Genomic DNA, 23,298 nt, shown 5'->3' on the forward strand with positions numbered 1-23,298 from the left:
CCGCTCCCCTAGCTCGGAAAGCCTGCCGTGACCTACATCGTCACCGACGCCTGCGTGAAATGTAAGTTCATGGACTGCGTGGAGGTGTGCCCGGTCGATTGCTTCTACGAGGGCGAGAACTTCCTGGCGATCGCGCCGGACGAGTGCATCGACTGCGGGGTGTGCGAGCCGGAATGCCCGGTGGACGCCATCGTGCCGGACACCGAGGACGAACCGGACGGCAAGTGGCTGCAGATCAACGCCCAGTACGCCAAGGTCTGGCCCAACATCACGGTCAAGGGCACGCCGCCCGCCGACCGCGAACAGTACGAACGCGAAACCGGCAAGTTTGAGAAATACTTCAGCGAAAAGCCCGGCAAGGGCGACTGATCAAGCCGAACTTCGACGACGTGCGCGTGCGGTTGCCCCCTAGGTGGCGACTAGGGTTCGAGATCGACCGATCTCATGTCGCAGGTGGTCTCCTGGGCGTCGCAGACGCCCCGGAACCAGGCGCGGCGCTGCAGGCGATCCTGAACCGGAATATCGATCAGGCGGTCGTCGCCGTCGCGCCTTCTTTCCTGCACGAAATCGATCAGGACCCAATCCTGACGGCAATCGAGAACCTTCTCGATCCGGCCCATTTCCGTGGCCCAGTTGTCGTCGAGATCCACGACCCGATCTGATCTTGCGTCCGGCGCTGCGAAACCGCGTCCGGACTGGATGCCGAAACGGACAGCGTCGGCCTCTATCCACCCTTGGCCGGAATAGACAGGCCGCGCACGATCGGCGTCATCGTCGCTTGCGTCCTGAATCTTCAACCATCCGCTGTTGGAGGCGGTGATGGAGATGTGAATGCTGAGACGATCATCATCCGGTCCAGTGTGCGGCAAGGTTCCGATGACTTGCGCATCGACGTGAGGATTTGCGCGCACTTCCACATCTCGTCCGGGGATGTCGTTGATCCATGCCTGCAAGGCGCAAGCCTGATCTCCCATAGGCGTCATTTGAGTCGGTTCACGGGCGGCTGCCGGTGTTCCATTCGCCATCAGAAGTCCGGCCAAGGCAGCCGTGATGCTGGGACGTCGCGTGGAAATCATCTTGCGTCTTCCTCCGTTTCAAGAACTCACAGGTGGAGTGGGGCGAAGCCTATGGGCGATGGAGGCGCCGTTGCAACCTCTGACCCTGCCAACACCAAGGGTTGCCGCAAACGACAGTCTCGATTGCCAAGATGGATGGCGGGCCGTCCGAGATGAAGGCGAGCGCCAGGTGTCGGAAGTCGCTTTCTGGCGCAACGACTGCGGTCGCTTTGACTCGGACAGTCAACCGGCGTCGGCGAACCTTCCCCCGTCGTCGGCATCGACCAGAATGGACAGGGAGACATGGCGAGGGCGCGTGAGTGCGAAGATGACGGCATCAGCAATATCCCTGCTGGTCGCGCGCTCGCCCTTGGCGCGTTCCGGCGAAAGACGCCAGGCGTCGGATCCCGGTTCAGCGTCATCGAGGTAGGGAGGATGGACGATAAGCGAGCGAACCGGCGTGCCCTTGAGCACCTGGGCGAAACCGTCCGCTAGGCCGGCCTGAGCGCGCTTTGCCGCATAGAAGGGCACGGCCGCCGTTTGAAGGGCGGCGTTGGGCAGGCCGCTGATCGATCCTATTGTCAGGATGTCAGGGCGCGCCGACCTCTCCAAAAGCGGCAGGAGACCCTGGGTCAGCAGGTAGGTTCCGGACACGGCGGCGTTGATTACGCCGAGTACGTCGGAAGGGGCATGGGGTTCAGCGGCGCCTTCGAGCCACTGGGCGCCGTTGTTGATCAGGATGTCGATCGCATCATGGCCGGCGTGGATGGCGCCTGCGGCCCGGGCGACGCTGTCTGCGTCCGAGAGATCCAGTTCGACGAGCATCGCATCGACCCCGCTTCGCTCCAGGACGGCCGCGGCGGTTTCGGCAAGGGCGCCAAGGTTGCGTCCGCAGAGCACCAGGCGACATCCAGCCTCGGCGAGCGTTACAGCCAGGGCAGCGCCCAGCCCGCGCCCCGCGCCGGTCACGACAGCTGTGGTGTTTTTCAGGAGGGGCATGGAAGGCTTTCTGGAAGGGGCGGACGACGAAGTGCGACGCGAACGCTGCACCGAGACTGGCTGCATTAAAGCCAAGACGTGGGAGACCCAAGTCGACTAAGGGTGAGGCTTCTGTGTATTTGAATGCAGGCAAAGGGGATCGTAGCTGGACCCTATTGGTCTCGACCCGAAGGGCGAAAAGCCGCGCGTGGCGGCCGTCCGAGATGAAAGCGGGCACTACCAGTTAGAGATCGTTTTCTAATGTAGCAGTTTTCGACACATTGGTGATTAGGACGAATAGTCGAAGTGAGAACTGAGTGATCAGTCCATGTCGATTGATCCGATCGCGGTCGCAAACGCCGTAGACCGACCCAACCGAGATCGGGATCATGGGCTTGTCCGCTGGCGGCTATCTCGTCGCGCAGGCCGGCAACATCTTCGAGCCAAACTATACGTCTGTTGACGAGATCGATCGGGTCAGCAGTTGGCCCGACTTCACCATCGCCTTCTTCCCTGCTCATATCTACCGTCGAGGCGCCATTTTTGATCCAGGACTATTAAGGTGACCGATCGAGCCCTGCGACACCCTATACGCCCACGCGTTGGATCAGGCAGGCGTTCCAGTCGAGGTGCATCTGTTTTCCACTGGCGGCCATGCCCTCGGCCTCCGACGTGATCACAGCCCAGACACGGTCTGGCCCGAGCTGCTGGAGACGCGGTTGAAGGAACGGGGCGTTCTGCCAGGCTAGGTTCAGGATCTTTAGATAGAAGAGACGGGCAGCAGCTCAGAATCTATGGTGGAGCCTGGGTGATGTCGGCACGACATCGCCTCATCGCCGGGCGAGCCTAATGGCTTTCAGGTCGGCTTCGTCGCGCACCACTCTCGCAGCGACGATCTCCTGGTTCGGAGAAACGGCCAGGCTGTGTTGCTGGCCGAACATGCCCAGGGACTGCACGTCGCGGCTTCCGCCGGACCAGGCGGTTAGACGCAGGACGGTTTCACCGCCGGGAACGCCCGCCAGCCGATAGACGCCGCCGGGAGTCGGCGCCCAGGCTGTGTCATGGCTGACGCGGATGAGAGGCGATGTAAGAACGGCGCCTGTCGGCTCCAGACGCCAGAGGCGGTCGTCGTCCTGCTTTACGGCGTAGAGTCCCCGGGCCCCCGCGCTCTTGATGGTGAGAACCCCCGCGCTGTTTGGAACCACGGTGCTGCGTCCGCGAGGGTCGATGCGTTCGACCTGCCAGCCGGTTTTCCTCAGGGTGGGAACGAGGAGGTCGCCGCTGTTGTCCCAGGCCAGTTCGTCGCGCGCCGCCCCGTCCGATGTGACCTTCCGAAGACCGGAGCCATCGGCGTTGATCAGATAGACATCAGTGTGGCGGTCGCGCGCGGCGATGAAGGCGATGCTGCGGCCGTCGGGCGACCAGCGTGGCGAGAAGACGGTGTTGGCCTTCAGATCGGTCAGTCGCGTCGGCGCGCCTTCGCCGCGTTGGACCCAGATATCCGATCCCCCGTTCTGATTGGAGATGAAGGTCAGTTGGCCCGTCGTGGAAAGGTCCGGATCCCAGTCGTTGGTGTTGCCGTTGGTGAGCGCGACGGGGGCGGCGCCGGGGCGCCAGGCGAACAGGTTTGATCCATAGTCGCTGGCCTCGGCCACAAGCAGGCCATGCTGATCGGAGGACAGGTGACCGAACGCGAGCAGGCCCAGGCTCAAACGAACGGGCTTGGCCGGACGCTCCACGTCCACCGACCACAGACCGGAATCGCCGTTGCGATTGCTGGAGAAGACCAGGCTTCGGTCATCCACAGCGAAGGCGTAGCCTAGAGCTTTCCAGCCGTTGCGGGTGAGGGGTCGTTGTCCTGCGCCGGAAACCTTGGCTGTGTAGAGGTCGCCGACGCCGTAGGAGAAGAAGCGCCGAAAAGCCACGCGATCGCCGCGGTGGGTGACGATTGGATCGCTGTCGCCCAGGCTATTGGGGGGCGGCGAACTGACCTCTCGCATCCGGCCGGTGTCAGGGTTCAGGGCGCGGATACGGCGCACAGAGTTGCGTGTCGGTCGGTCGGACAGCAGCAGTTCGCCCTCGCGGGTCCAGGCCAGGCGCGTGGTGGAATCGACGGAGCAACGCCCGACCACGCGCGCCTCGCCCTGGGGGATCGGCGCGACCAGAATTTCGCAAGGAGCGTTCGCGGTGCTGCGGACGAAAGCGATGTTCTGACCGTCTGGCGACCAGGCGGGCGCCATCTCGTCCTCAGGCGTGTTGGTGAGACGGATTGGCGTGCCGCCAGCGACGCCGCGCAGAAAGATGTCTCTCTGTGCGCCGTACCCGCCGCCGCCGCCGGCGGCGTAGGCGATCAGGCGCCCATCCGACGAAAGAGCAGGGTGGGTCTCGACGCCGAGCTCGGAAGTCAGGGGCTGCACAGTCTCGGCGGCAAGCGCGCCGGGTGGCCGCATTACGATGAGTGAGACGGCGCCCAGTGCGGCGCCGTTGGACCGGTTCGGATTCAGCGGCGGTCGGATCAGCGCTGTGAATACGTGGAACAGCTCCAAGGTCACCGACCCGGCCACGGGCAAGACCCGTCCGATCTCCGAACTGCGCAGGAGCAATGCGACCATCGCCCTGTCGCAGGACATCAAGTCCTGGAACCTGCAGTGGAACTTTGCCTGGAGCCCGCTCATCGGCGAGACCAACTACGATCCGAACCTGCGCTTCTCGTGGCGCGGCCACGACTACATCGAGGCCTGGGTTGAGTACAAACCGACGCCGACCCTGTCGCTGCGCGCTCACGTCAATATCTGGGACGACTTCCATCAGACGCGCATCGCCTACGCTGATCCTCGAACCCAGGCGATCAACTATATCGAGACCCGCAACGTCGATCCGCGAACCTACTACTCGCTGCGCCTTCGCAAGACTTTCTGAGGGGGAGCTCCTGATCGCGGGACAGCGCGTTCGCGGTCCCGCGACATCCCCGAAGTTTCAAAACGCATACAGAGGATGAACCCATGCTGTTCAAAGCCGCCGTTTTCGCCGCCGTCCTGATGGCCGGTCCCGTTGCCGCCCAAGAGGCCTGGGTTGCGCACAAGCCGGAGGTCGCCGCCGTCGATGCGGCCGTTCGAGCCCCGTTGGAGGCCTATCTGCGAGGGCACGCTACCGGCGATCCGGTGCAGTTCCGCCGGGCCTTCCACGATGACGCCCAGTTGTGGGGGATGCGCGGCGGGAGCTTGATCCGCATGACCGACGACGAATATCTGGCGCGAGCGGGAAGCGGTCAGGCCGCCGCCGATGAAGCCCAGCGACGGCGCTGGATCGAGGCGATCGACGTCACCGGCGACACGGCGATCGCCAAGATCATCCTGGATTATCCCGCCGCAAGATTCACCGACTACATGCAACTCATGCGGGTCGATGGGCGCTGGCAGATCGTCAACAAGATGTACCTGGCCGAGCCCAAGGCGCCGAGCTGACGTTCAACACCCATGCCCCGGCCCTTCCCGAAATCGGGAAGGGCCGGCCGGGCCGTGAACGCACCATGACCGCCTCACTTGAGGCGGTCGTCTGCGGCTCGCCGTCAAACATCGTGAAATCATCAAGAGGCAAACCATACGAATGTTGTTGGCCCTTGTTTCGGTGCTGCTCGTCAATCCGGTGATGGCGCAAGATTCGGTGACTTCGGCGCAGCTCGACAGCCATGTCGCGTGCGTTGCGGCTTTCGACGAAGTCGTGTGGCACGTCAACGCGTCGAGTGAGCCAATCAACCTCTGCTGATAGATTTCGGTCTTGAGGGGACACGGTGTGGAGTTCGCATATCGATATTGGCGCTGCCGCTACCTCGCTCGGTCGAGGCTTAGGCAACGCTGTTGACGCGACTTCGGCTCCCGAGGGCTTGTCGCATGACTTTCTCGAAATGCCGGATGTCCGGCGCCGGTGGCTCACGGCTGGTTGGCGCGCTAGGACAATTATTTTTTCACGCGCGGTCATCTCATCACCAAACCGCCCCCCGGGCCTAAGAATCTAGGCCTTTGAGGTATTGATGGATGGGTTGATGGGTGAGATAGATTTCTTGGATTAAATATCTGATTTTAAACAGATAATGGCGGACAGGGTGGGATTCGAACCCACGGTAGGCTTCCACCTACGGCGGTTTTCAAGACCGCTGCCTTAAACCACTCGGCCACCTGTCCAGCGCGAGTCGCAGACGGCGCGCGCGGAGTGAATAGCGGCAACGGGTCCTTAGCCCAAGCACAATCCGTCGTCGCACGATGTGATGATTCAGGCCACGTCCTGGATATCAGGGCGAGAGCCAGGGCGCGTCACCAGCCAGATGCCGATGCAGACCAGGAGCAGGGCGACCAGATAGCTCCACCGCAACAGGGATTCGCCGAGGAACAGGGCGGACAGGGCGACGCCGAAGATGGGGATCAGGAAGTTGAAGGCCGCGATCAGGCCGACGGAGTTATGCTTCAGCAACAGGCTCCATATCGCGAAGGCGATCGACGACAGCAGGGCCATGTAGAGCAGCAGGCCGCCTGAGCGCATGTCCAGCCCCTCCATATGGCCGTCGCCCGCTGCACCGAGGCCGGTCAGGATCAGGCCGCCGATCAAAAGCTGCCATCCGGTCATGACCATGGGGTCCATGTCGCGCGACACCTGCTTGCCGTAGATGGAGGAGGCGGCCAGGACGAAGGCGGCGATGATCAGGAAGCCTTCGCCCATCGGACTGAAATCAAAGCCCAGAGCCCCGTCGCCCAGGTTGACGACGACCACGCCCAGGAAGCCGATCAGACACCCAAGGGCCTTGCGCCCGGTCAAGCGATCGTCGGCATAGATGAAATGGGCCAGGACCACGCTGAAGAAGACGCCCGTGGCGTTCATGATGGAGGCCTTGACCCCGCTGGCGTGGGCCAGGCCGACGTAGAAGAAGACGTACTGGATCGCCGTCTGCGTCAGGCCGAGAACGGCCAGTTTACGGATACGAGCGGCGCTCAGGTCCAGGACGGGTTTGCGCATGGCCGCCGCCGTCAGCAGCAGGATGATCCCCGCCAGGGCGAAACGCCAACCGGCGAACAGCATTTGGCTGCCGATATCCGACGGCGCGATGTGCAACAGGGCGTAGCCGGTCTTGATCGCCGGATAGGCGCTGCCCCACAGCAGGCAGCACAGGGTCGCCAAGGCGAAGACGCCGGAACGAGTCTGATAGATGGAGGGCTTCACGGCGCTGACTTCATATCCGCCTGGCGAGAAGGGGAGGTCCCGCCGCGACGGGACGACGCATAGCCGCAAAGACTGCGTTAACCAAAGCGGAAACCCTCTCGGTCATGATCACGCCATGTCACAGACGTGCGTGAGCGAGGCCATGAAGGCGAAGATGACGGCGAGATTGCTGAAGGGCGTCCTGGTCGTCGCCGCTTTTTCCCTGCTGGCGGCCTGCGCCAGTTTCGGCGGCGGGCGCGACGGAGGCTTGAAGCCGCCCGTCGTTACGGACCCTGCGCCCATCGTTTCGGGAACCATGCGGCCCTATCAGATCCGCGGGCGTTGGTACCGTCCGGCGGAGCAGCCGAACTATGACGAAGTCGGCATGGCCTCCTGGTACGGGGCCCAGCACAATGGCCGCCCGACCTCGACCGGGGAGCGTTTCGACATGAACGCCCTGACGGCGGCCCATAAGACCTTGCCCTTGCCGAGCCTGGTCGAGGTGACGAACCGGGCGAACGGTCGGCGCGTCATTTTGCGCATCAATGATCGCGGGCCCTTCGTCGATGGACGGATCATCGACCTGTCGCGCGCTGCGGCTGAAGAGTTGGGACTGTTGTCGCAGGGCGTGGGCGAGGTGCGGGTGCGCTATGTCGGGCGTGCGCCGCGTCAAGGCGGGGGAACGCCGATGCGACGGGCGGAAGTTGCGGCTCCGGCTCAACCCATCTCTCAGCCTACGCCCTATCTGGCCGTGCCGGCGCCGGTCCAGGCGACGGTCGTCGCCGCTGCGCCTGCGGCCGTTCCACCTGCTGCGGCCTATTGGGTGCAGGCGGGCGCCTATGCGGATCAGGCGTCGGCTCAGCGAATCGCTGACCGGTTGGGACGGAAGGCGTGGGTTCAGAACATGCCGGGGAACGGACAGGGATTTCGTGTCGTGGTCGGTCCCTGGCCTGACGCGAGCGCCGCCGAGCAGGCCCGCCAGGCCGTTGCAGCGCGGGGCTTTGGCGACGCCCTGTTGATATCGGGCGGTTAAGGCTTGCCTGTCGCGCCGCACTCGCCATTGTGCGCGGGTGCAGCGCGGAAAATTCATCACGTTCGAGGGCGGCGAAGGCGCCGGCAAGACCACACAGGCGCGCCTGTTGGCTGAGCGCCTGCGTGCGCGGGGTCTGGAAGTCATCCAGACACGGGAGCCGGGCGGATCGCCCGGCGCGGAGGTCATCCGCAACATCGTGGTGGCCGGCGACGCCGAACGCTGGTCGTCCCGCACCGAGACCCTGCTGATGTACGCAGCTCGCTCCGATCATCTGGAACGAACCATCAAGCCGGCCCTGGACGCTGGGCGTTGGGTCGTCTGCGACCGTTTCGCTGATTCCAGCCGGGCCTATCAGGGGGCGGGCGGCGGAACGCCCGAGACCTTGATCGAGGCGTTGGATGTCGCCGTGGTCGGCGATGATCAGCCGGATTTGACGCTGGTATTCGATCTGCCGGTCGAGGTCGGGTTGGAGCGCGCCTTTGGGCGTGGCCTGTTCGAGACGCGGTTTGAATCCAAGGGGCTGGTTTTCCACCAAAAGCTCCGCGAGGGCTTTCTGGATGTGGCGCGTCGCCACCCCGATCGCTGCGTGGTGATCGACGCGACGGGCGAGGTCGAGGCGGTGTCCGAACGTCTTTGGCGGGCGGTGCAGGAGCGGTTGCTGTGACCGATCATCCGCGCGACCGGTTCGATCTGATCCCGGACGCGGCGGCTGAAGAAGCCTTCCTGGACGCCCTGAACCGGGGGCGGTTGCATCACGCCTGGCTGCTGTGCGGAGTTGAGGGATCGGGCAAGGCGACCTTCGCTTATCGTGCCGCGCGACGCCTATTGGGCGCCGCGGCGGACACGACGCGCGGCCCCTTGGGCTCGGCGCCCCATGATCCGATCAGCCGACTGGTGTCGGCCCAGGCTCATCCGGACCTGCTGGTGCTGGAGCGGGCGGTCGAGAACGGCAAGCAGAAGAAGGCCATCTCGGTCGATCAGGCGCGCGAGCTGCCGGAATTCTTCGCCAAGAGCCCGTCCCAGGCGCGGCACAGGGTGGCGATCATCGATGCGGCCGATGATCTGAATATCAACGCGGCCAACGCCTTGCTGAAGGTTTTGGAGGAGCCGCCTGAATCGGGCGTGCTGTTCCTGGTCACCCATGCTCCGGGGCGTCTGCTGGCCACCATTCGCTCGCGCTGTCGCCGCCTGAGCTTTCCGATCTGGGCGCCGAACCGACTTGAGACCCTGGTGCGCAATCGCACGGGCGCCGATCCGGAGGATGCGCGTCTGGCCGCGGACATGGCCGGCGGTTCGCCCGGTGCGGCCCTGGACCTGGCGTCGGGCGCGATGCGCGAGGTCGATGCTCTGGCGCGGAGCTGGGTCGAAGGACCGGCGGTGGATCGGGCCGAACAACTGGCGATCGCAGACGGTTTCAGAGGGGCGGAGGGACAGGCGCGGTTCGAAGCCCTGATGGATCGGTTGATCGCCGCCGTGAAGGCTCGAGCCTTGAGCGCGCCGGGCGGGCAGGGGGCGCGTTGGGCCGAACTGTGGACGCGCCTGTCCGACCTGCCTGACCGGACTGCAGCCATCAACCTCGACCGTGGCGACGTTCTGGCCGGCGCACTGGCCGACATCGCGCGCACAAAGGCCCTCGGATGATCATCGACAGTCACGTCAACCTTCACGCCCCTCAGTTCGACGAGGATCGCGACGCTGTCATCGCGCGCGCTCGTGCGGCCGGGGTGAGGCTGATGGTCGAAATCTCCGACCGTCTGTCGACGTTCGAGGCGACGCACGGTCTGGCCATGGCCCATGACGACATCTGGTGCACGGTCGGCGTCCACCCGCACGAGGCCAAGGACTACGCCGATCTGACGGCTGAAGATCTGATCGCCCTGACGCAGCGGCCACGCGTGATCGGCATCGGCGAGTGCGGTCTGGACTTCCACTATGATCTCAGTCCGCGAGAGTTGCAGGCTGGCGTCTTTCGTCAGCATGTGGAGGCGGCGCGACGCACCGGACTGCCCCTGGTGATCCATACGCGTGAGGCGGATCAGGTCATGATCGACATCCTGCGTGAGGAGCATGCCAAGGCGCCTTTCAAGCTGTTAATGCACTGCTATACAAGCGGCCTGGAGTTGGCTGAATTCGCAGCCGAACTTGGAGCTTGGTTCTCTGTTTCCGGCATCGCCACCTTCAAGGCGGCGGAGGACGTGCGGGAGGTCATCCGCCGCATGCCGGAGGATCGCATCATCGTCGAGACCGACTGCCCCTATCTGGCGCCTGTTCCTCATCGCGGTCGGCGCAACGAACCGGCCTATGTCGGTCTGGTGCTGAAAAAGCTGGCGGAAATCCGCGGCTGGTCGGTGGAAGAAGCGGACCGGCGCACGACGGACGCCTTCTTCGCCTTGTTTGATCGCATTCCAAGGCCTGCGGAATGAGCGAGCCGGACGCCCTGGAAATCGTCATCCTGGGCTGCGGCTCGTCCGGCGGCGTGCCGCGCGGCGACGGCGACTGGGGCGTTTGCGACCCCGCTGATCCGCGCAACCGGCGCAGCCGCTGCTCCATGCTGGCGAGGCGTCATGGGCCGCAGGGGGCGACGAGCGTCCTGATCGACACCTCGCCGGATTTGCGCACCCAGGCCCTGATGGCCGGGATCACCCACGTCGACGCCGTACTCTATACTCACGACCATGCCGATCAGACCCACGGCATCGACGACCTGAGGGTCTTCGCCATCCACACGCGACGGCGCATTCAGGCCTGGATGGACCCGGCCACGCACCAGGCCCTGACCCGTCGCTTCGACTATATTTTCGAGAGCCAGCACGGCTATCCCGCCATTCTGGAAGCGAATCGGCTGCCACCCCATGGCGAGGCGTGGAGCGTGGACGGGGCGGGCGGCGCCGTGCCTGTCGTCACCTTTGACCAGGTTCACGGCCCGATCCGATCGGTCGGCTATCGACTGGGCGGCATGGCCTATTCCAGCGACGTGTCCGATCTGGATCAGGCGGCGCTGGAGGCCGTTCACGGGGCGGATCTGTGGATCATCGACGCCCTGCGCTACACGCCCCATCCGACCCACGCCCATGTAGACAAGGCTTTGGAGTGGATCGCCCAGGCCCAGGTCGGTCGTGCGGTTCTGACCAACCTGCATATCGATCTGGACTACGCCGCCCTGTCGGCGCGCCTTCCGGAGCATGTGGAGGTCGCCTTCGATGGCTGGTCTTGCCGACTGCCGTTGTGATCGCCACATGGGTCGCTGTCGTTTTTCACGACAAGGGTCGCTCTGCCGATTAGCGGTCCTGTCATCATCGTGTTAAGAGCGCCGCCCTTTATAGCGGCGGCCTTGAGCCGTTCAGAGCATTTCAGACTTCAGGAGAAGCACACATGAGCAGGGTGCTGGTTATCGGGGCTGGCGGCGTCAGCTCGGTCGCCGTCCACAAGATGGCGATGAATACGGACGTGTTCTCGCATATCACCCTGGCGAGCCGGACGAAGTCGAAGTGCGACGCCATCGCGGAATCGGTGAAGCAGCGCTTTGGCGTGACCATCGACACGGCGGCCATCGACGCCGACGACGTCGCCGCGACCACGGCCCTGATCAATCAGGTCAAGCCGGCCCTCGTGGTCAACCTGGCCCTGCCGTACCAGGACCTGGCCATCATGGACGCCTGCCTGGCCGCTGGCGTGAACTACCTCGACACGGCTAACTACGAGCCGCGCGACGAAGCCAAGTTCGAATACAAGTGGCAGTGGGCCTATCAGGAGCGCTTCAAGGAAGCCGGCCTGATGGCGCTGCTGGGTTCGGGCTTCGACCCCGGCGTGACCTCGGTCTTCGCCACCTACACCAAGAAGCACCTGCTGGACCGGATCGACACGCTCGACATCCTGGATTGCAACGGCGGCGACACGGGCCTGCCCTTCGCCACCAACTTCAACCCCGAAATCAACCTGCGCGAAGTGACCGCCAACTCGCGTCACTGGGAAAACGGCCAGTGGGTCGAGGGCCCGGCCCTGTCGCACAAGCAGGCCTTCGACTTCGAGGGCGTGGGTCAGAAGAACATGTACCTCATGTATCATGAGGAACTGGAGTCGCTGGCCAAGTTCTACCCGGAGATCAAGCGTATCCGCTTCTGGATGACCTTCGGCGACAGCTACCTGAAGCACTTGGAAGTGCTGGAAAACGTCGGCATGACCTCGATCGAGCCGATGATGTTCCAGGGCCGCGAGATCATCCCGATCGAGTTCCTAAAGGCGCTTCTGCCGGAGCCGGCCTCGCTGGGTCCGATCACCAAGGGCAAGACGAACATCGGCACCATCGCCACCGGCGAGAAGGACGGCGTTCAGAAGACGGTCTACGTCAAGAACATCTGCGACCACGAAGAAGCCTATGCCGAAACCGGCAACCAGGCCGTCAGCTACACTACGGGCGTTCCGGCCATGATCGGTGCGGCCATGATGCTGACCGGCAAGTGGTCGGGCGCGGGCGTCTTCAACATGGAGCAGCTGGACCCTGATCCCTTCATGGACATGTTGAACAAGCACGGCCTGCCGTGGACGGTCGAGGAGCTGGACGCTCCGCTGGCCTTCTGACCGGACGAACGCGGAATGGAAACCCAGGCCGGAGATCCCGGCGCGTTCGCGCATTTCGACCTGAACCGCGTCGCTTCGCCCGCCTTCGTGGTGGACGAGGCGGCGATCAGGCGCAATCTCGCCGTGCTCAAGGATGTGCGGGACCGGGCGGATGCCCGGGTCCTGCTGGCGCTCAAGGCGTTCTCGATGTGGTCGCTGGCCGATGTGGTCGGCGAGTACCTCGACGGCGTCTGCGCCTCCGGCCGGTGGGAGGCCCGGCTGGCCCGGGAATTCTACAAGGGCGAACTGACCACCTATTCGCCCGCCTATCGTCGTGAGGATCTGCCTGAGATCCTGCGACTGTCCGACCATGTGATCTTCAACTCGCCCTATCAGGTGGCGCGGTTCGCCGACGTCATCGCCGAGGCGCGGGCCCAGGGCGAGGTCTTCGAGATCGGTCTGCGCCTGAACCCCGAGCATTCCGAGGGCGAGGTCGCCAAGTATGATCCGGCCCAGCCGTGCTCGCGTCTGGGCTTCCCGGTGTCGCAACTGCGGCCCGAACACATGGAAGGCGTGGACGGTCTGCATATCCACGCCCTGTGCGAGCAGGCCTTCCAGCCCCTGGCCCGTATCTGGGCGGCGGTGGAGCCCAGGCTGGCGCCTCTGCTGGGCGGCGTGAAGTGGCTGAATCTCGGCGGAGGACACCATGTGACCCGCGCCGACTATGAGAAGGACGATCTGGTCGCCTTCATCCGTCGCCTGTCGGAAACGCACGGCGTTCAGGTCTATCTGGAGCCGGGCGAAGCCGTGGCCTTGGACGCCGGCATCCTGGTCGGCGAGGTGTTGGAGGTCTTCGACAATGGCATGCCCATCGGCATCACCGACATCTCGGCGACCTGCCACATGCCGGATGTGATCGAGGCGCCCTATCGCCCGGCCATGCTGAAAGAGGCCTCGGACGGCGTGGCCGTTCGCCTGGGCGGCCCATCCTGCCTGGCCGGGGATATCATCGGCGACTACGTCTTCGCTGAACGGCCGACGCCGGGAACCCGCATCGCCTTCCTGGATCAGGCCCATTATTCGATGGTGAAGACCAACACCTTCAACGGCGTGCCCCTGCCGTCCATCGTGCTCTGGAACAGCGAGACGGATGATCTGAAGGTCGTCAGGAACTTCCAGTACGACGATTTCCGCGACCGTCTGTCCTGATCAGGCGGCAAGGAATCTGAAATGCAGGGCGGTCGATCTCATGTCGGCCGCCCTGTTTCGTTCTGGGCGACGGGATTGCCGTTCCCGCCGCCATGGGTCATGGCTGGAGAGTGATCCAGTCTGCGCTCATCCGAATGAAGGCGATGCGAGGCCTGTTGCTGGTCCTGGTGCTGGACGGTTGCGGCGCGACCCAGGGGGCCTGGAACTTTGCTCGCGGCCATATCGGAGCCACCGCCACGGCGCTGGACGAGCAGCGCCTGACCGACGGCGTGGAGGCGCGGGGCGCCATGCTGTTCGCCTTTGGCGACTATGGCGGCCTGGACAGCGACGCGATGAACACCGTCGCCGTTCCCTGGCGATTGACCTCCGCCGCCCTGGTGCTGGATCAGTCGCCGGATGACCTGTCGCAGGCGGCCTTGGGGCGCATCCTGGCCCAGTACGGTTTTCTGAGCCCCGCGCGCATCGTCAATTGGCCGGAGGGCGCGGCGCCCCCGCCCAGAGCGGAAGCGGTCCTGGGCGTCACCCTGGGCATGGGAAGGCGCAGCCTTCCGCCGCTGGAGCTGCAGATCGGCAATATCGGCTGCGCGGCCTGCCATTCCGCCCCGACCTATGATGCGCAGGGCCTGCCGCAGACGGATCAGGTCTGGTTGGGCGCGCCCAGCCCTTCGTTGAACCTTGAGGCCTATACCCAGGGCCTCTATCGCGCCTTGCAGAACGGCGTGGAGCGTCCCGACAGGCTGTTGGCCGCGGCGCGTGCGCTCTATCCCGAAATGACGGCGCGAGAGGCGGCGACGCTGGAGCGTTTCGTCATGCCGCGGCTGCGCAAGAGGATGGCGGCGATCGAGGCGACAGGGCAGGGCGTCCTGCCCTTTTCCAACGGCCTGCCCGGCGCAACCAACGGCGTGGCGGCGCTGAAACTGCAGCACGGTCTGCTGGCCGGCGACCCGAATGTCCGGGAGCGGGAGGTCGGCTTCACTTCCATTCCGCATCTGGCGGATCGAGCCTGGCGCAGCGCTCTCTTGTGGGACGGCGCCTATGCGCCGCCGGGCGAGACGAGGTTCCGGCCGATGACCGCCGTCGACCTGACGCCGGAACATCGCGACCGACTGGCGGACATCACCGCCTATTTCACCGTGCCGAGCATGGGGGTGTCGGGAGAACAGGCGCGACGGATTGCGCCGGAGGTGCGAACGGCCTGGGTCTTCCTGCAGACGCTTCGCCCCCAGGCCTTTCCCGGACGTATCGATGCGGCCAGGGCGGCCGAAGGCGGCGGCATATTCCACCGCGCCTGCGCGACCTGTCACGGAACCTATGAGGAGACGCCCCAGGGGCCGCGGCTGACGCGCTTTCCCAACTGGGCCGGCGACATGGGAACCGACAGGGCGCGGATCGAGGCTCTGGACGATGAGCTGGCCGCGCGGATCAACGCCTCGCCCGTGCGACGGTCGATCGCCGCGGTTCGAACCGGGGTCTATGCCGCGCCGCCCCTGACAGGAGTCTGGCAGAGCGCGCCCTATCTGCACAACGGCTCCGTACCCAGCCTGGCGGCTCTGATGGGGCTGGAGCCGCGGCCGGAACGGTTTCAACTGGGCGGCCACGCCATGGATCTGGACCGCGTCGGCGTCGCCTGGCCGGAAGGCTACTCGCCCTATTCCCGACCGGAATGGGTGGATACGCGTCGCCCCGGGTTGAGCGCCAAGGGACACGAGGCGCCCTTCGCAGGGCTAAGCCGGGAGGAGCGCCTGTCCCTGCTTGAGTATCTGAAGCTCCTGTAGCGCCTAGATGATCACGTCCTTCAGCGGACGACGCACGGGCGGAGGCAGGCTGCTGTCAGGCGCGCGGCCCAGACGGAAGACGGTGATCAACCGTCGATCGGGTGGCAGGTTGAAGCGAACTGAGAGGTCTGCGGCGGCGTCTGTGTCGTCAGCCAGGACGGTCATGGGGGCGGCGGCCAGGCCCAGGCGGGTCATCTCGAGCCAGGCGCGATGCCAGGCGCGACCGGTTTCAAAGGGCGCCTCATCGGCTGGTCGGTGCAGGAGCGCGACGGCGGCGGCGCTGTTCACTACCGCGGCTTCACCTGTCAGGACGGGACCCAGGCCCAGGCCGTCAAGGATTTCGAACACGCCGGGCCGTAAGGCGACGCCCGCGCCCATGGCTTCCAGGCTCGACATCTCCATGGCGCGAGCATTGAGCCCGTCCTTCGACCATCGCGGATGACGCGGAGACAGGCGCATCCATGATAGAAGTTCAGCGCGGAAGGCCTTGTTTCTAAAGCCTCTCAGACTCGCGGCGTCATTCAGGCGGGCGACATGGTCGATGTCTTCGGTCCTGGTCAGCAGCATCAGATCGGGGGCTGCGACAGCCAGATCGGTCAGGGCCGCCTGCATCCGATCCGTCGTGAATCTGCCGCGATAGGTGCGGCGCCGGGTCAGGAAAGGAGCCAGGAGATCGGGCGTCGCCGCGCCGTCGACCAACAACCTGCCGACCTCGCCTTCATGCGCAAGCGCGGGCCTGACGGCGAAGCCCCGAAGGCTTGCGGCGAGGATGAAGCCCTCGGCCGCGGCGCCGTGGCTGGCGGCCACGTCCCGTCCCGTGGGGTCGCCGTGGGGCAGGGTGCGGTCGGGGGCCTCCAGCAAGGCTATGGTTCGGGTGTCGATGCGTCGCCACAGGGTCGGCTGGGTGTTGTGGACGTTGGGCGACAGGGCCGCATCCGCGACGACGGCCTCGAAGTCGTCGGGCGTCATGCCTCGACCTCGGTCAGGGTCTTGCGGAACAGATGGGTGCGATGGAGGCGTTCACCGCCGATCCGTTCAAGCTGGCGCAGGCTGGCGCCGTTGACGTCGGCGATCCAGGTGCCCCCACAATCGACATAGCCACGTTGCTGCAGGGCGCCGACCACGCGCCACAGCATGGCCGGGTTCACGCCCTGGCCCTGGGCTTCCGGCAGGACGGAATAGAGGATGATCACGGCCCGCTTGGGCCGGTTCCGCATCTTCAGCCATGACCACAGGGCGCGGGGTCCATAGGTCGCGCCAGCGCCCTTCACGAAGGGGTTGAGGTCGGGAATGCAGATGACCACGCCCATGGGGCGTCCCTTGTAATGAATGACGGACGACAGGGCGGGGTCCAGAACCCACATCATCTCGCCGGCCTGGAATTCGAACTCCTCGGCGCTCAGGGGAACGAACATGGGGTTGGCGTCGAAACCGGCGTTCAGACACAGGCGCGCCTCCTCCATCCGCACCTTGAAGCGCTTGCGGTCGATGGGGGCGAAGGTCCAGTCGTCGGATTCCAGGATGGCCTTGGCGCCGGGCGACAGAAGCCGGTTTCGGTCCACGTCCGCTGGGCTGAAATGGAAGGTCGACATGGGGAATTCGGCCGAATAGCCCAGCTCTTCCAGTCGCGTGGGCAGCCAGGGCGGGGACCAGACCATGTCGGTGAAAGGCGCGTGCTCGAAGCCTTCGGTGACGAGGCCGACCTGTTGCATGGCGGTGAGGTTGAACGGCCCCATCACCTCCGTGTCGCCATGGCGACGGGCGAAGGTCTCCACTTCGCGGAACAGCAGCGACAGGGCTTCAGGGTCGTCGGCGGCGTCCAGAAAACCGAAGTAGCTGCGCGACAAGCCATGGCGAGCGTTCGACGCAGGATGGCGGTGGGCCGTCGCGCGCGCGACAGGGCGGCCGTCACGCAGAACGGTCAGGGCCTCCAATGCGCCGCCGGCCTTGAGCAGGGGATTCTTGCGCGGATCCAGATAGCGCTTCAGGTCCGACCGCATGGGCGAGACATAGGGCGTATCGCGCGGATAGACAGCGAAGGGGGTCCGGAAGAAGGCCTCGAAATCGTTGCGGAGCAGGGTCAGGCTCACGGCGTTTCTCCGGCTTGCGAACGGGCGACGACCAGGGACGCCATCTTCTGGAACAGGGCCATGGCGCGTTCATCCTCTTCCGGCCGTGCGGAACCGCCGAGGGCGGCCAGGCCAAGGCGCAGGGGGGCGTCGCTGATGCGGATGGCGTGGCTGGAAGCGTGACGGGTCAGAAGGTCCCGCAACTGCTCGCGGGCGTCCGGCGCATTTTCTCTCAAATGGAGGTCGGCGATCGAGATGACGGGGTTGTCGTTGAACAGTCCGGCCAGAAGCGCCGGATCATAACCGTCCAGGTCTGCGCCTTCGATCAGGACAAGACCTTGCAGCGGGGCCGCCAGAGATGTGGACTGGACGAACTGTTCCAGACTGTCGGTTTCCGCTGTCGCCAGGGTCTGCTCGAACTGACGCCTCTGTTGGTCGCCGCCGCCTGATTGAAGACGCAGCAGGACCGACAGGGCCAACAGGGCGGCGGCCGCGACGGCCAGTACTCCGGCGGCTTCGAGCCACGAGGTCGGCGGGCGCAAGTAGAGCAGGGCGCCGGTCAAAAGCACTGCTGTCGCCGCCGCCAAGGCCAGTTCCTTGACCGCATCAATCCAGCGACGCGGCGCCGAAGCGCCCGAAGCTGCGGCGTAGGCCAGGCCCAGGACGCCCAGGGCGCTGAGGCCGAAAGGGGCGATCAAGCCGAAGTCCGTGAGGCTGAGCAGGCCTGTGACGAACAAGGCGCGACCATAGGAATCGAGGGCGGCGTTCTCCATCGGCGCCAGTGTGGATCGCCGCCGGAACATCACGAGAAGGAAAACCAGCGCCAGGGCCGCCGGGACATAGAGGGCCAGGTTGAACGCCCGTTGCATGCCGGCGCCGGCCAGAGCGGCGGCGATCAGGCCCAGTAGAGTTCCGCCTCCGATCAACAGCTTGATCGGCAAGGGCGCGTGCCGTCGCAATAGGTTCTCGGCCAGCAAAAGCGCACCCAACGGCAGGGCACAGGCCAGGATCAGGCTGGCTAGGCCGAAGCCTTCGATCCCTGTCGCTACGGCCAGGGCGCGGCAGGCATAGAAGAAACCCGCCAGGCCGAACACCAGCATCAGCACGTTCTGAACGGTCGTCCGCGACCGACGCCCGACCAGGACCACGGCGACCGACAGGGCGCCGAGCGCGCCGAAGACGTCGATCAGCATCCTGACTTCATGCGTCCCGGTGAGGGATGGGGTCATGCCAGCAACCGCTTCATCATCCGGCGCACGACCCAGCCCTTGATCCAGGCGAGGGGGACGGGCAGGGGGCGTTCGACACACGCGTCGCGCACGTTCAGGAACCATCCGCGGCAATCGGTGCGGGTGCGCCGTCCCATGATCAGCGACAGGGCCTCGCCCGCCATCAAGGCGCCGGCCGTGACGACCATTGGGGCGAAGCTCATCCGCTTGCGCTTGCCGGCAGCCATTTCAGCCGCCGCCTGCAGATCGACATGGGCATGAGAGGAGGAATGGGTCAGAACCCACTCGATTTCCTTCAGAAAAGCGTCTCCCGCCTGATCCGCCGAGATGTCGCGCCAAGGCGTGCTGCGTGTCGGATAGCCCAGCCTTTCTTCAGGCCTGGGATCGCCTGGCCGCACCAGGATGACGGAGGGCAGGGGCGAAGCATAGGCGTCGATGACGGCGGCGCCGCACCGCTGGGCCGCGCGATAGAGCTCCACCGTCGCCGCCACGTCGTCGCAGCCGTTGACGATGATGGGATAGTCCCGCGCCAACTCGTCCAGGCGATCCGTCCACTCGGCGCCCAGAACGGTCAGGTCCAACTGGGGATTGATCCGTCGCAACCCCTCGGCCGTGACCTCCGCCTTGGGCCGGTCAATGGTGTCATTGAAAGCGAAGATTTGTCGATTAAGATTTGAAATTTCGAATGTATCTATATCGGCGATGGCGATCTTGCCGACGCCGGCGCGAACCAGCATCTGAACACAGGCGCCGCCCATGCCCCCGACCCCGGCGACGAAGACGGCGGCGCGACGCAACCGTTCCTGTTCCTCGGGACTGACGAAACCCAGGTTGCGGGTCGTCATCTCGGCATAGAAGTCCGGGTTCAATTCGCTTCCTTCCATGGACGCAGAACGCCCCAGGGGCGGTTGGCCGACAGCCAGTACAGCACGGGCAGGACCGCCATGCGCGCGGCCATGATGACGACCAGTCCGCCCAGGCCCATGGCCGTGGTCGGCGGCGCCACCTTGCGCAGATAGCGCCCGGCTGCGGCCATATCGATGCGGCCGATCTGGATCACGTCGTCGCCGCGATCATAATTCAGCCGTTCGCGACAGAAGGCGTTGTAGACCTCCATCCGATGCGGCGACGCTTGCTCGAACGTCTTCTTCAGCGCGTCGGACCCGCCCGTATAGGCGTCGGTGATGACGAAGGCGGCTTCGTCGAATCCGGCGTCCGGGCCGACGCCGAAGGCGGCGCGATGCCGCCCCATGATCTGGCGCGCCAGGGTCAGGTGATCGAAGCTGCGTCGCGCCTCGGGACGCGGCGAGGGGAAGACGTCGGAAAAGGTTTCCGCGACCATGCCGACCACGGCGGGCACCTGGCTGACATTGGAAACCCAAAGGGGGCGGCCCTGGCCGGCCAGGAACATCAGCACGCAGGTCAGGCCGTACAGGGTGGCGGACAGACCACGCCCTCGAAACGACGGATCGACCATGACGAGGCCCAGATGCATGACCTGGGTCGGGCGCCCCGCCAGTTCGACATCCAGCAGCGACAGGACGTTGAAGGCGACCGGGCATGGAGCGACGCCCTTGCCCCGGCCTTGATAGACGATGGTCACGACGCAATTCTTCAATCGCTCGACATCGCCGCCCAGCACGCCGTAGGCCAGATCCTCGTTCTTCAAGGTCAAGGCCGCGACGGTGCGCAGATCGGCTGTCAGCGCCTGAAGCTCTTCAGCCGACAGGGCCAGCCCCGGCCGCTCGACGATGCGCGTGGTCAGGTTTCGACCGGATCGCCAGAGCAGATTGATCATGCGGCCGCCGGGAACTGCGCTTCAGGAAGCATCACTGTTTTCAGTGAACCGGCGCCGACCGCATCGTCAAGGCGTAGCCCGAGCCATATGTGTCAGCGGGCGCGGCCCATTTCCTCGACGCCGCGATTCGCCAGGGCGTCGGCGCGCTCGTTCAGGGCGTGACCGGCGTGGCCCTTGACCCAATGCCATTTGACCTCATGCCGGCTGCGAGCCTCGTCCAGACGACGCCACAGGTCGTCGTTCTTGACCGGCTTCTTGTCCGCGGTTTTCCAACCGCGCGCCTTCCAGCCGCGAATCCACTCGGTGATGCCTTGCATGACGTACTTGCTGTCGGTGTGCAGATCGACGCGGCAAGGGCGCTTCAGCGCCTCCAACGCGGCGATGGCGGCCATCAACTCCATGCGGTTGTTGGTCGTGTTCGGCTCGCCGCCCCACAGCTCCTTTTCATGGCCGCGGGACTGCAATATCGCGCCCCAGCCGCCGGGGCCGGGGTTGCCCTTGCAGGCGCCGTCGGTATGGATGATGACGTGATCAAGCAGACTCATGGCGCGATGCCTACAGCCTCCCTTGGCGCATCGCCATCAGTCAGCCTATATGGCGCACAACAATCAGTCGGATGGGACCGCTTCGATGGTCCCCTTGAGGAGGTATCGCCATGGGCTCGATGAGCATCTGGCACTGGGCCATCGTCATCGTCGTCGTCGCCCTGCTGTTCGGCGGTCGCGGCAAGCTGTCCAGCATCATGGGCGATGCGGCCAAGGGCATCCGCGCCTTCAAGGACGGCATGAAGGACGAGGGCGAGGTCAAAAAGGATGGCGTCGGCTCGTTGCCGCGCACCGAATCCGAAAAAGAAGAAGCAAACCGCTAAGCCTTTCGCGGAAAGACGCTGAATCATGGGTGGTCTTGGCCCCGGAATCGGCGGGTTCGAAATCCTTGTCATCGGTCTGGTGGCCCTGCTTGTAGTGGGGCCCAAGGACTTGCCTATGCTGATGCGCAAGGTCGGTCAGTTCGTCGCCAAGGCGCGCGGCATGGCCAACGAATTCCGCGCCAACTTCGACGAAATGGCGCGCCAGTCAGAGCTGGACGACCTGCGCAAGGAGGTTGAAGCTCTGAGAAGTGGGCAGGGCATGTATCCGCTCGGCGCCGAAGCCGAGGCGGCCTTCAAGGATATCCGTAAGGATCTGGAGGCGCCGCTGGACGCGTCCCCGGCGGTCGATTCCGCCGCCGATCCTGTGGCGACGGGCGTGGATGAATGGCCGGACGCTGCTGTTCCATCGTCTACGACGGAGCCGGTCGCCAAACCCGCGCCTAAACCCCGGAAGCCTCGCGCCAAGTCCGCCCCTGTCGACACCGTGCTCAAGCCGCCTGCGTCGAAGGGCAAGGTCGCACGGACGAAGAAGATCGAACTATGAATTCGCTCGACCGCGACGAAGCGGAGATCGAGGCTTCGCGCGCGCCTCTGATGGACCATCTGATCGAGCTGCGATCTCGGCTGCTGGTCTGCGTGGTGGCCTTCGTCGTCGCCTTCATCGCCTGTTTCGCCTTCTCGGCGAAGCTCTACCTCTTCCTGGTCGAGCCCTATGTGGTGTCGGCGGCCTTCCATCAGACGGTCGGGCCGCACGGCCATGTCTCTCCCTTCGACCTGATCCTGGGCACGGCGGGCCTCATTCCCGTGCCGGACATCGATCACCAGAGCGTCAAACTGATCTATACCGCGCCCCTGGAGATCCTCTTCACCAAGATGAAGCTGGCCGGCCTGGGCGCTGTCATCCTGGCCTTCCCCGTTCTGGCCTGGCAGCTGTACCGCTTTGTCGCGCCGGGTCTTTACCGGAACGAACGCGGCGCCTTCCTGCCGTTCCTGGTGGCTGCGCCGTTGCTGTTCATGCTGGGAGCGGCGCTGGTCTATTATGTCATGCTGCCTTTCGTGATGTGGTTCTCGCTCAGTCAGGCCATCATCGGCGACGGCGTGGCGGCGGAACTGCTGCCCAAGGTGTCCGACTATCTGAACCTGGTGACCGCGCTGATCCTGGCCTTCGGCCTGTGCTTCCAGTTGCCGGTCGTCATGACTCTGCTCGGCCTGGCAGGCCTGATCTCATCCAGCGTCATGGCCAAGGGGCGTCGCTACGCGATCGTGGCCGTGGTCGTGGTCGCCGCTGTTGTGACGCCGCCGGACCCTATCAGCCAGTTGATGCTCGCTGTGCCGATGGTGCTGCTTTACGAGGTGTCCATCTGGTGCGTCCGGATCATCGAACTGCGTCGCGGAAAAGAGGCGGCGGCGTGATCCTCTGATCGCGGACATATGCGGGCCGCATCGGCTGTGTTCCGATGCCGCGCCTGGCGCTCATTTCCAGTTCTGTTTGCGCCCCGCAGGTTCGTCCTGCGGGGCGTTTCTTTGTCGTATCGGG

The 23,298-nt window shown here is 65.0% G+C and carries 26 protein-coding genes and 1 tRNA gene; 16 read left to right on the top strand and 11 right to left on the bottom strand.

The window, feature by feature from the left end; translation table 11 throughout:
* Positions 1–27: 27 nt before the first annotated feature.
* Entirely contained in the window at positions 28–369 is a 342-nt protein-coding gene (gene fdxA, locus ABIE19_RS07190; RefSeq protein WP_354088439.1) for a ferredoxin FdxA, read from the top strand.
* 50 nt (positions 370–419) lie between these two features.
* Here fdxA and ABIE19_RS07195 read toward each other — a convergent pair whose 3' ends face one another.
* Together ABIE19_RS07195 and ABIE19_RS07200 are read right to left on the bottom strand one after the other, a co-directional pair.
* Positions 420–1,076: a hypothetical protein gene (locus ABIE19_RS07195; RefSeq protein ID WP_354088440.1), complete on the bottom strand. Its 657-nt coding sequence runs from the start codon at positions 1,074–1,076 to the stop codon at positions 420–422.
* A gap of 222 nt (positions 1,077–1,298) precedes the next feature.
* Positions 1,299–2,024, bottom strand: a complete 726-nt coding sequence (locus ABIE19_RS07200) for an SDR family oxidoreductase (protein ID WP_354088441.1) — start codon at positions 2,022–2,024, stop codon at positions 1,299–1,301.
* A 398-nt stretch (positions 2,025–2,422) separates the two neighbouring features.
* Between ABIE19_RS07200 and ABIE19_RS07205 the strand changes: the two genes are divergently transcribed.
* The gene (locus tag ABIE19_RS07205) at positions 2,423–2,599 is read left to right on the top strand and encodes a hypothetical protein (protein WP_354088442.1); all 177 of its coding nucleotides are present in this window, start codon (positions 2,423–2,425) and stop codon (positions 2,597–2,599) included.
* A gap of 264 nt (positions 2,600–2,863) precedes the next feature.
* On the opposite strand, the gene ABIE19_RS07210 is transcribed toward ABIE19_RS07205, so the two are convergent.
* A complete protein-coding gene (locus ABIE19_RS07210; protein WP_354088443.1) occupies positions 2,864–4,450 on the bottom strand; it encodes a hypothetical protein in 1,587 nt (528 codons plus the stop codon).
* A 37-nt stretch (positions 4,451–4,487) separates the two neighbouring features.
* Here ABIE19_RS07210 and ABIE19_RS07215 point away from each other — a divergent pair, with 37 nt between their 5' ends.
* The 3 genes from ABIE19_RS07215 (at position 4,488) to ABIE19_RS07225 (ending at position 5,798) form a co-directional block, all read left to right on the top strand.
* Positions 4,488–4,952 carry a hypothetical protein gene (locus ABIE19_RS07215; RefSeq protein WP_354088444.1) on the top strand — a complete coding sequence of 155 codons (465 nt, stop codon included), beginning with the start codon at positions 4,488–4,490 and terminating at the stop codon, positions 4,950–4,952.
* 83 nt (positions 4,953–5,035) lie between these two features.
* Positions 5,036–5,497, top strand: coding sequence for a nuclear transport factor 2 family protein (locus ABIE19_RS07220; protein ID WP_354088445.1), 462 nt, complete (start codon positions 5,036–5,038; stop codon positions 5,495–5,497).
* Between the two features lie 142 nt (positions 5,498–5,639).
* Positions 5,640–5,798, top strand: coding sequence for a hypothetical protein (locus tag ABIE19_RS07225; protein ID WP_354088446.1), 159 nt, complete (start codon positions 5,640–5,642; stop codon positions 5,796–5,798).
* Positions 5,799–6,124: 326 nt separating this feature from the next.
* Here ABIE19_RS07225 and ABIE19_RS07230 read toward each other — a convergent pair.
* Positions 6,125–6,214: transfer RNA gene (locus ABIE19_RS07230), tRNA-Ser, on the bottom strand.
* Between the two features lie 88 nt (positions 6,215–6,302).
* Positions 6,303–7,244 (bottom strand): DMT family transporter, encoded by a 942-nt coding sequence (locus tag ABIE19_RS07235; protein WP_354088447.1) that lies wholly within the window; start codon positions 7,242–7,244, stop codon positions 6,303–6,305.
* 142 nt (positions 7,245–7,386) lie between these two features.
* On the opposite strand from ABIE19_RS07235, the gene ABIE19_RS07240 reads away from it, so the two are divergent.
* The 8 genes from ABIE19_RS07240 to ABIE19_RS07275 all read left to right on the top strand — a co-directional run bounded on the left by ABIE19_RS07240 (position 7,387) and on the right by ABIE19_RS07275 (position 15,797).
* On the top strand, positions 7,387–8,256 hold the full coding sequence (locus ABIE19_RS07240; RefSeq protein WP_354088448.1) for a septal ring lytic transglycosylase RlpA family protein: 870 nt from the start codon (positions 7,387–7,389) through the stop codon (positions 8,254–8,256).
* Positions 8,257–8,293: 37 nt separating this feature from the next.
* Positions 8,294–8,920 carry a dTMP kinase gene (gene tmk / locus ABIE19_RS07245; RefSeq protein WP_354088449.1) on the top strand — a complete coding sequence of 209 codons (627 nt, stop codon included), beginning with the start codon at positions 8,294–8,296 and terminating at the stop codon, positions 8,918–8,920.
* Complete coding sequence (locus tag ABIE19_RS07250; protein ID WP_354088451.1) at positions 8,917–9,897, top strand: DNA polymerase III subunit delta'; 981 nt, start codon at positions 8,917–8,919, stop codon at positions 9,895–9,897. The genes tmk and ABIE19_RS07250 overlap by 4 nt, the downstream gene beginning before the upstream one ends.
* On the top strand, positions 9,894–10,679 hold the full coding sequence (locus ABIE19_RS07255; protein ID WP_354088452.1) for a TatD family hydrolase: 786 nt from the start codon (positions 9,894–9,896) through the stop codon (positions 10,677–10,679). Before ABIE19_RS07250 ends, ABIE19_RS07255 begins: the two co-directional genes overlap by 4 nt.
* Entirely contained in the window at positions 10,676–11,485 is an 810-nt protein-coding gene (locus ABIE19_RS07260; protein WP_354088453.1) for an MBL fold metallo-hydrolase, read from the top strand. The genes ABIE19_RS07255 and ABIE19_RS07260 overlap by 4 nt, the downstream gene beginning before the upstream one ends.
* A 143-nt stretch (positions 11,486–11,628) precedes the next feature.
* A complete protein-coding gene (locus ABIE19_RS07265; RefSeq protein ID WP_354088454.1) occupies positions 11,629–12,834 on the top strand; it encodes a saccharopine dehydrogenase family protein in 1,206 nt (401 codons plus the stop codon).
* Between the two features lie 15 nt (positions 12,835–12,849).
* Entirely contained in the window at positions 12,850–14,022 is a 1,173-nt protein-coding gene (locus ABIE19_RS07270) for a carboxynorspermidine decarboxylase (RefSeq protein ID WP_354088455.1), read from the top strand.
* A gap of 134 nt (positions 14,023–14,156) precedes the next feature.
* Positions 14,157–15,797: a c-type cytochrome gene (locus tag ABIE19_RS07275; protein ID WP_354088456.1), complete on the top strand. Its 1,641-nt coding sequence runs from the start codon at positions 14,157–14,159 to the stop codon at positions 15,795–15,797.
* Positions 15,798–15,800: 3 nt separating this feature from the next.
* Here the strand turns inward: ABIE19_RS07275 and ABIE19_RS07280 are convergent, their stop codons facing one another.
* The 6 genes from ABIE19_RS07280 to rnhA all read right to left on the bottom strand — a co-directional run bounded on the left by ABIE19_RS07280 (position 15,801) and on the right by rnhA (position 21,438).
* Positions 15,801–16,766, bottom strand: coding sequence for a nitroreductase family protein (locus tag ABIE19_RS07280; RefSeq protein ID WP_354088457.1), 966 nt, complete (start codon positions 16,764–16,766; stop codon positions 15,801–15,803).
* Entirely contained in the window at positions 16,763–17,887 is a 1,125-nt protein-coding gene (locus ABIE19_RS07285) for a GNAT family N-acetyltransferase (protein ID WP_354088458.1), read from the bottom strand. Before ABIE19_RS07285 ends, ABIE19_RS07280 begins: the two co-directional genes overlap by 4 nt.
* Positions 17,884–19,095 (bottom strand): hypothetical protein, encoded by a 1,212-nt coding sequence (locus ABIE19_RS07290; RefSeq protein WP_354088459.1) that lies wholly within the window; start codon positions 19,093–19,095, stop codon positions 17,884–17,886. The genes ABIE19_RS07285 and ABIE19_RS07290 overlap by 4 nt, the downstream gene beginning before the upstream one ends.
* A complete protein-coding gene (locus ABIE19_RS07295; RefSeq protein ID WP_354088461.1) occupies positions 19,092–19,979 on the bottom strand; it encodes a HesA/MoeB/ThiF family protein in 888 nt (295 codons plus the stop codon). The genes ABIE19_RS07290 and ABIE19_RS07295 overlap by 4 nt, the downstream gene beginning before the upstream one ends.
* On the bottom strand, positions 19,961–20,893 hold the full coding sequence (locus tag ABIE19_RS07300; RefSeq protein WP_354088462.1) for a hypothetical protein: 933 nt from the start codon (positions 20,891–20,893) through the stop codon (positions 19,961–19,963). Before ABIE19_RS07300 ends, ABIE19_RS07295 begins: the two co-directional genes overlap by 19 nt.
* 92 nt (positions 20,894–20,985) lie before the next feature.
* Positions 20,986–21,438 (bottom strand): ribonuclease HI, encoded by a 453-nt coding sequence (gene rnhA / locus ABIE19_RS07305; RefSeq protein WP_376853511.1) that lies wholly within the window; start codon positions 21,436–21,438, stop codon positions 20,986–20,988.
* A 110-nt stretch (positions 21,439–21,548) separates the two neighbouring features.
* Between rnhA and ABIE19_RS07310 the strand changes: the two genes are divergently transcribed.
* The 3 genes from ABIE19_RS07310 to tatC are packed head-to-tail and all read left to right on the top strand — an operon-like array spanning position 21,549 to position 23,174.
* A complete protein-coding gene (locus tag ABIE19_RS07310) occupies positions 21,549–21,761 on the top strand; it encodes a twin-arginine translocase TatA/TatE family subunit (protein WP_354088463.1) in 213 nt (70 codons plus the stop codon).
* A 25-nt stretch (positions 21,762–21,786) separates the two neighbouring features.
* Positions 21,787–22,305 (top strand): Sec-independent protein translocase protein TatB, encoded by a 519-nt coding sequence (gene tatB, locus ABIE19_RS07315; protein ID WP_354088464.1) that lies wholly within the window; start codon positions 21,787–21,789, stop codon positions 22,303–22,305.
* Positions 22,302–23,174 carry a twin-arginine translocase subunit TatC gene (gene tatC, locus ABIE19_RS07320; RefSeq protein WP_354088465.1) on the top strand — a complete coding sequence of 291 codons (873 nt, stop codon included), beginning with the start codon at positions 22,302–22,304 and terminating at the stop codon, positions 23,172–23,174. Before tatB ends, tatC begins: the two co-directional genes overlap by 4 nt.
* Positions 23,175–23,298 lie beyond the last annotated feature (124 nt).

Source organism: Brevundimonas faecalis, from assembly GCF_040549405.1.
In the GTDB taxonomy this organism is placed as follows: Bacteria; Pseudomonadota; Alphaproteobacteria; order Caulobacterales; family Caulobacteraceae; genus Brevundimonas; species Brevundimonas faecalis.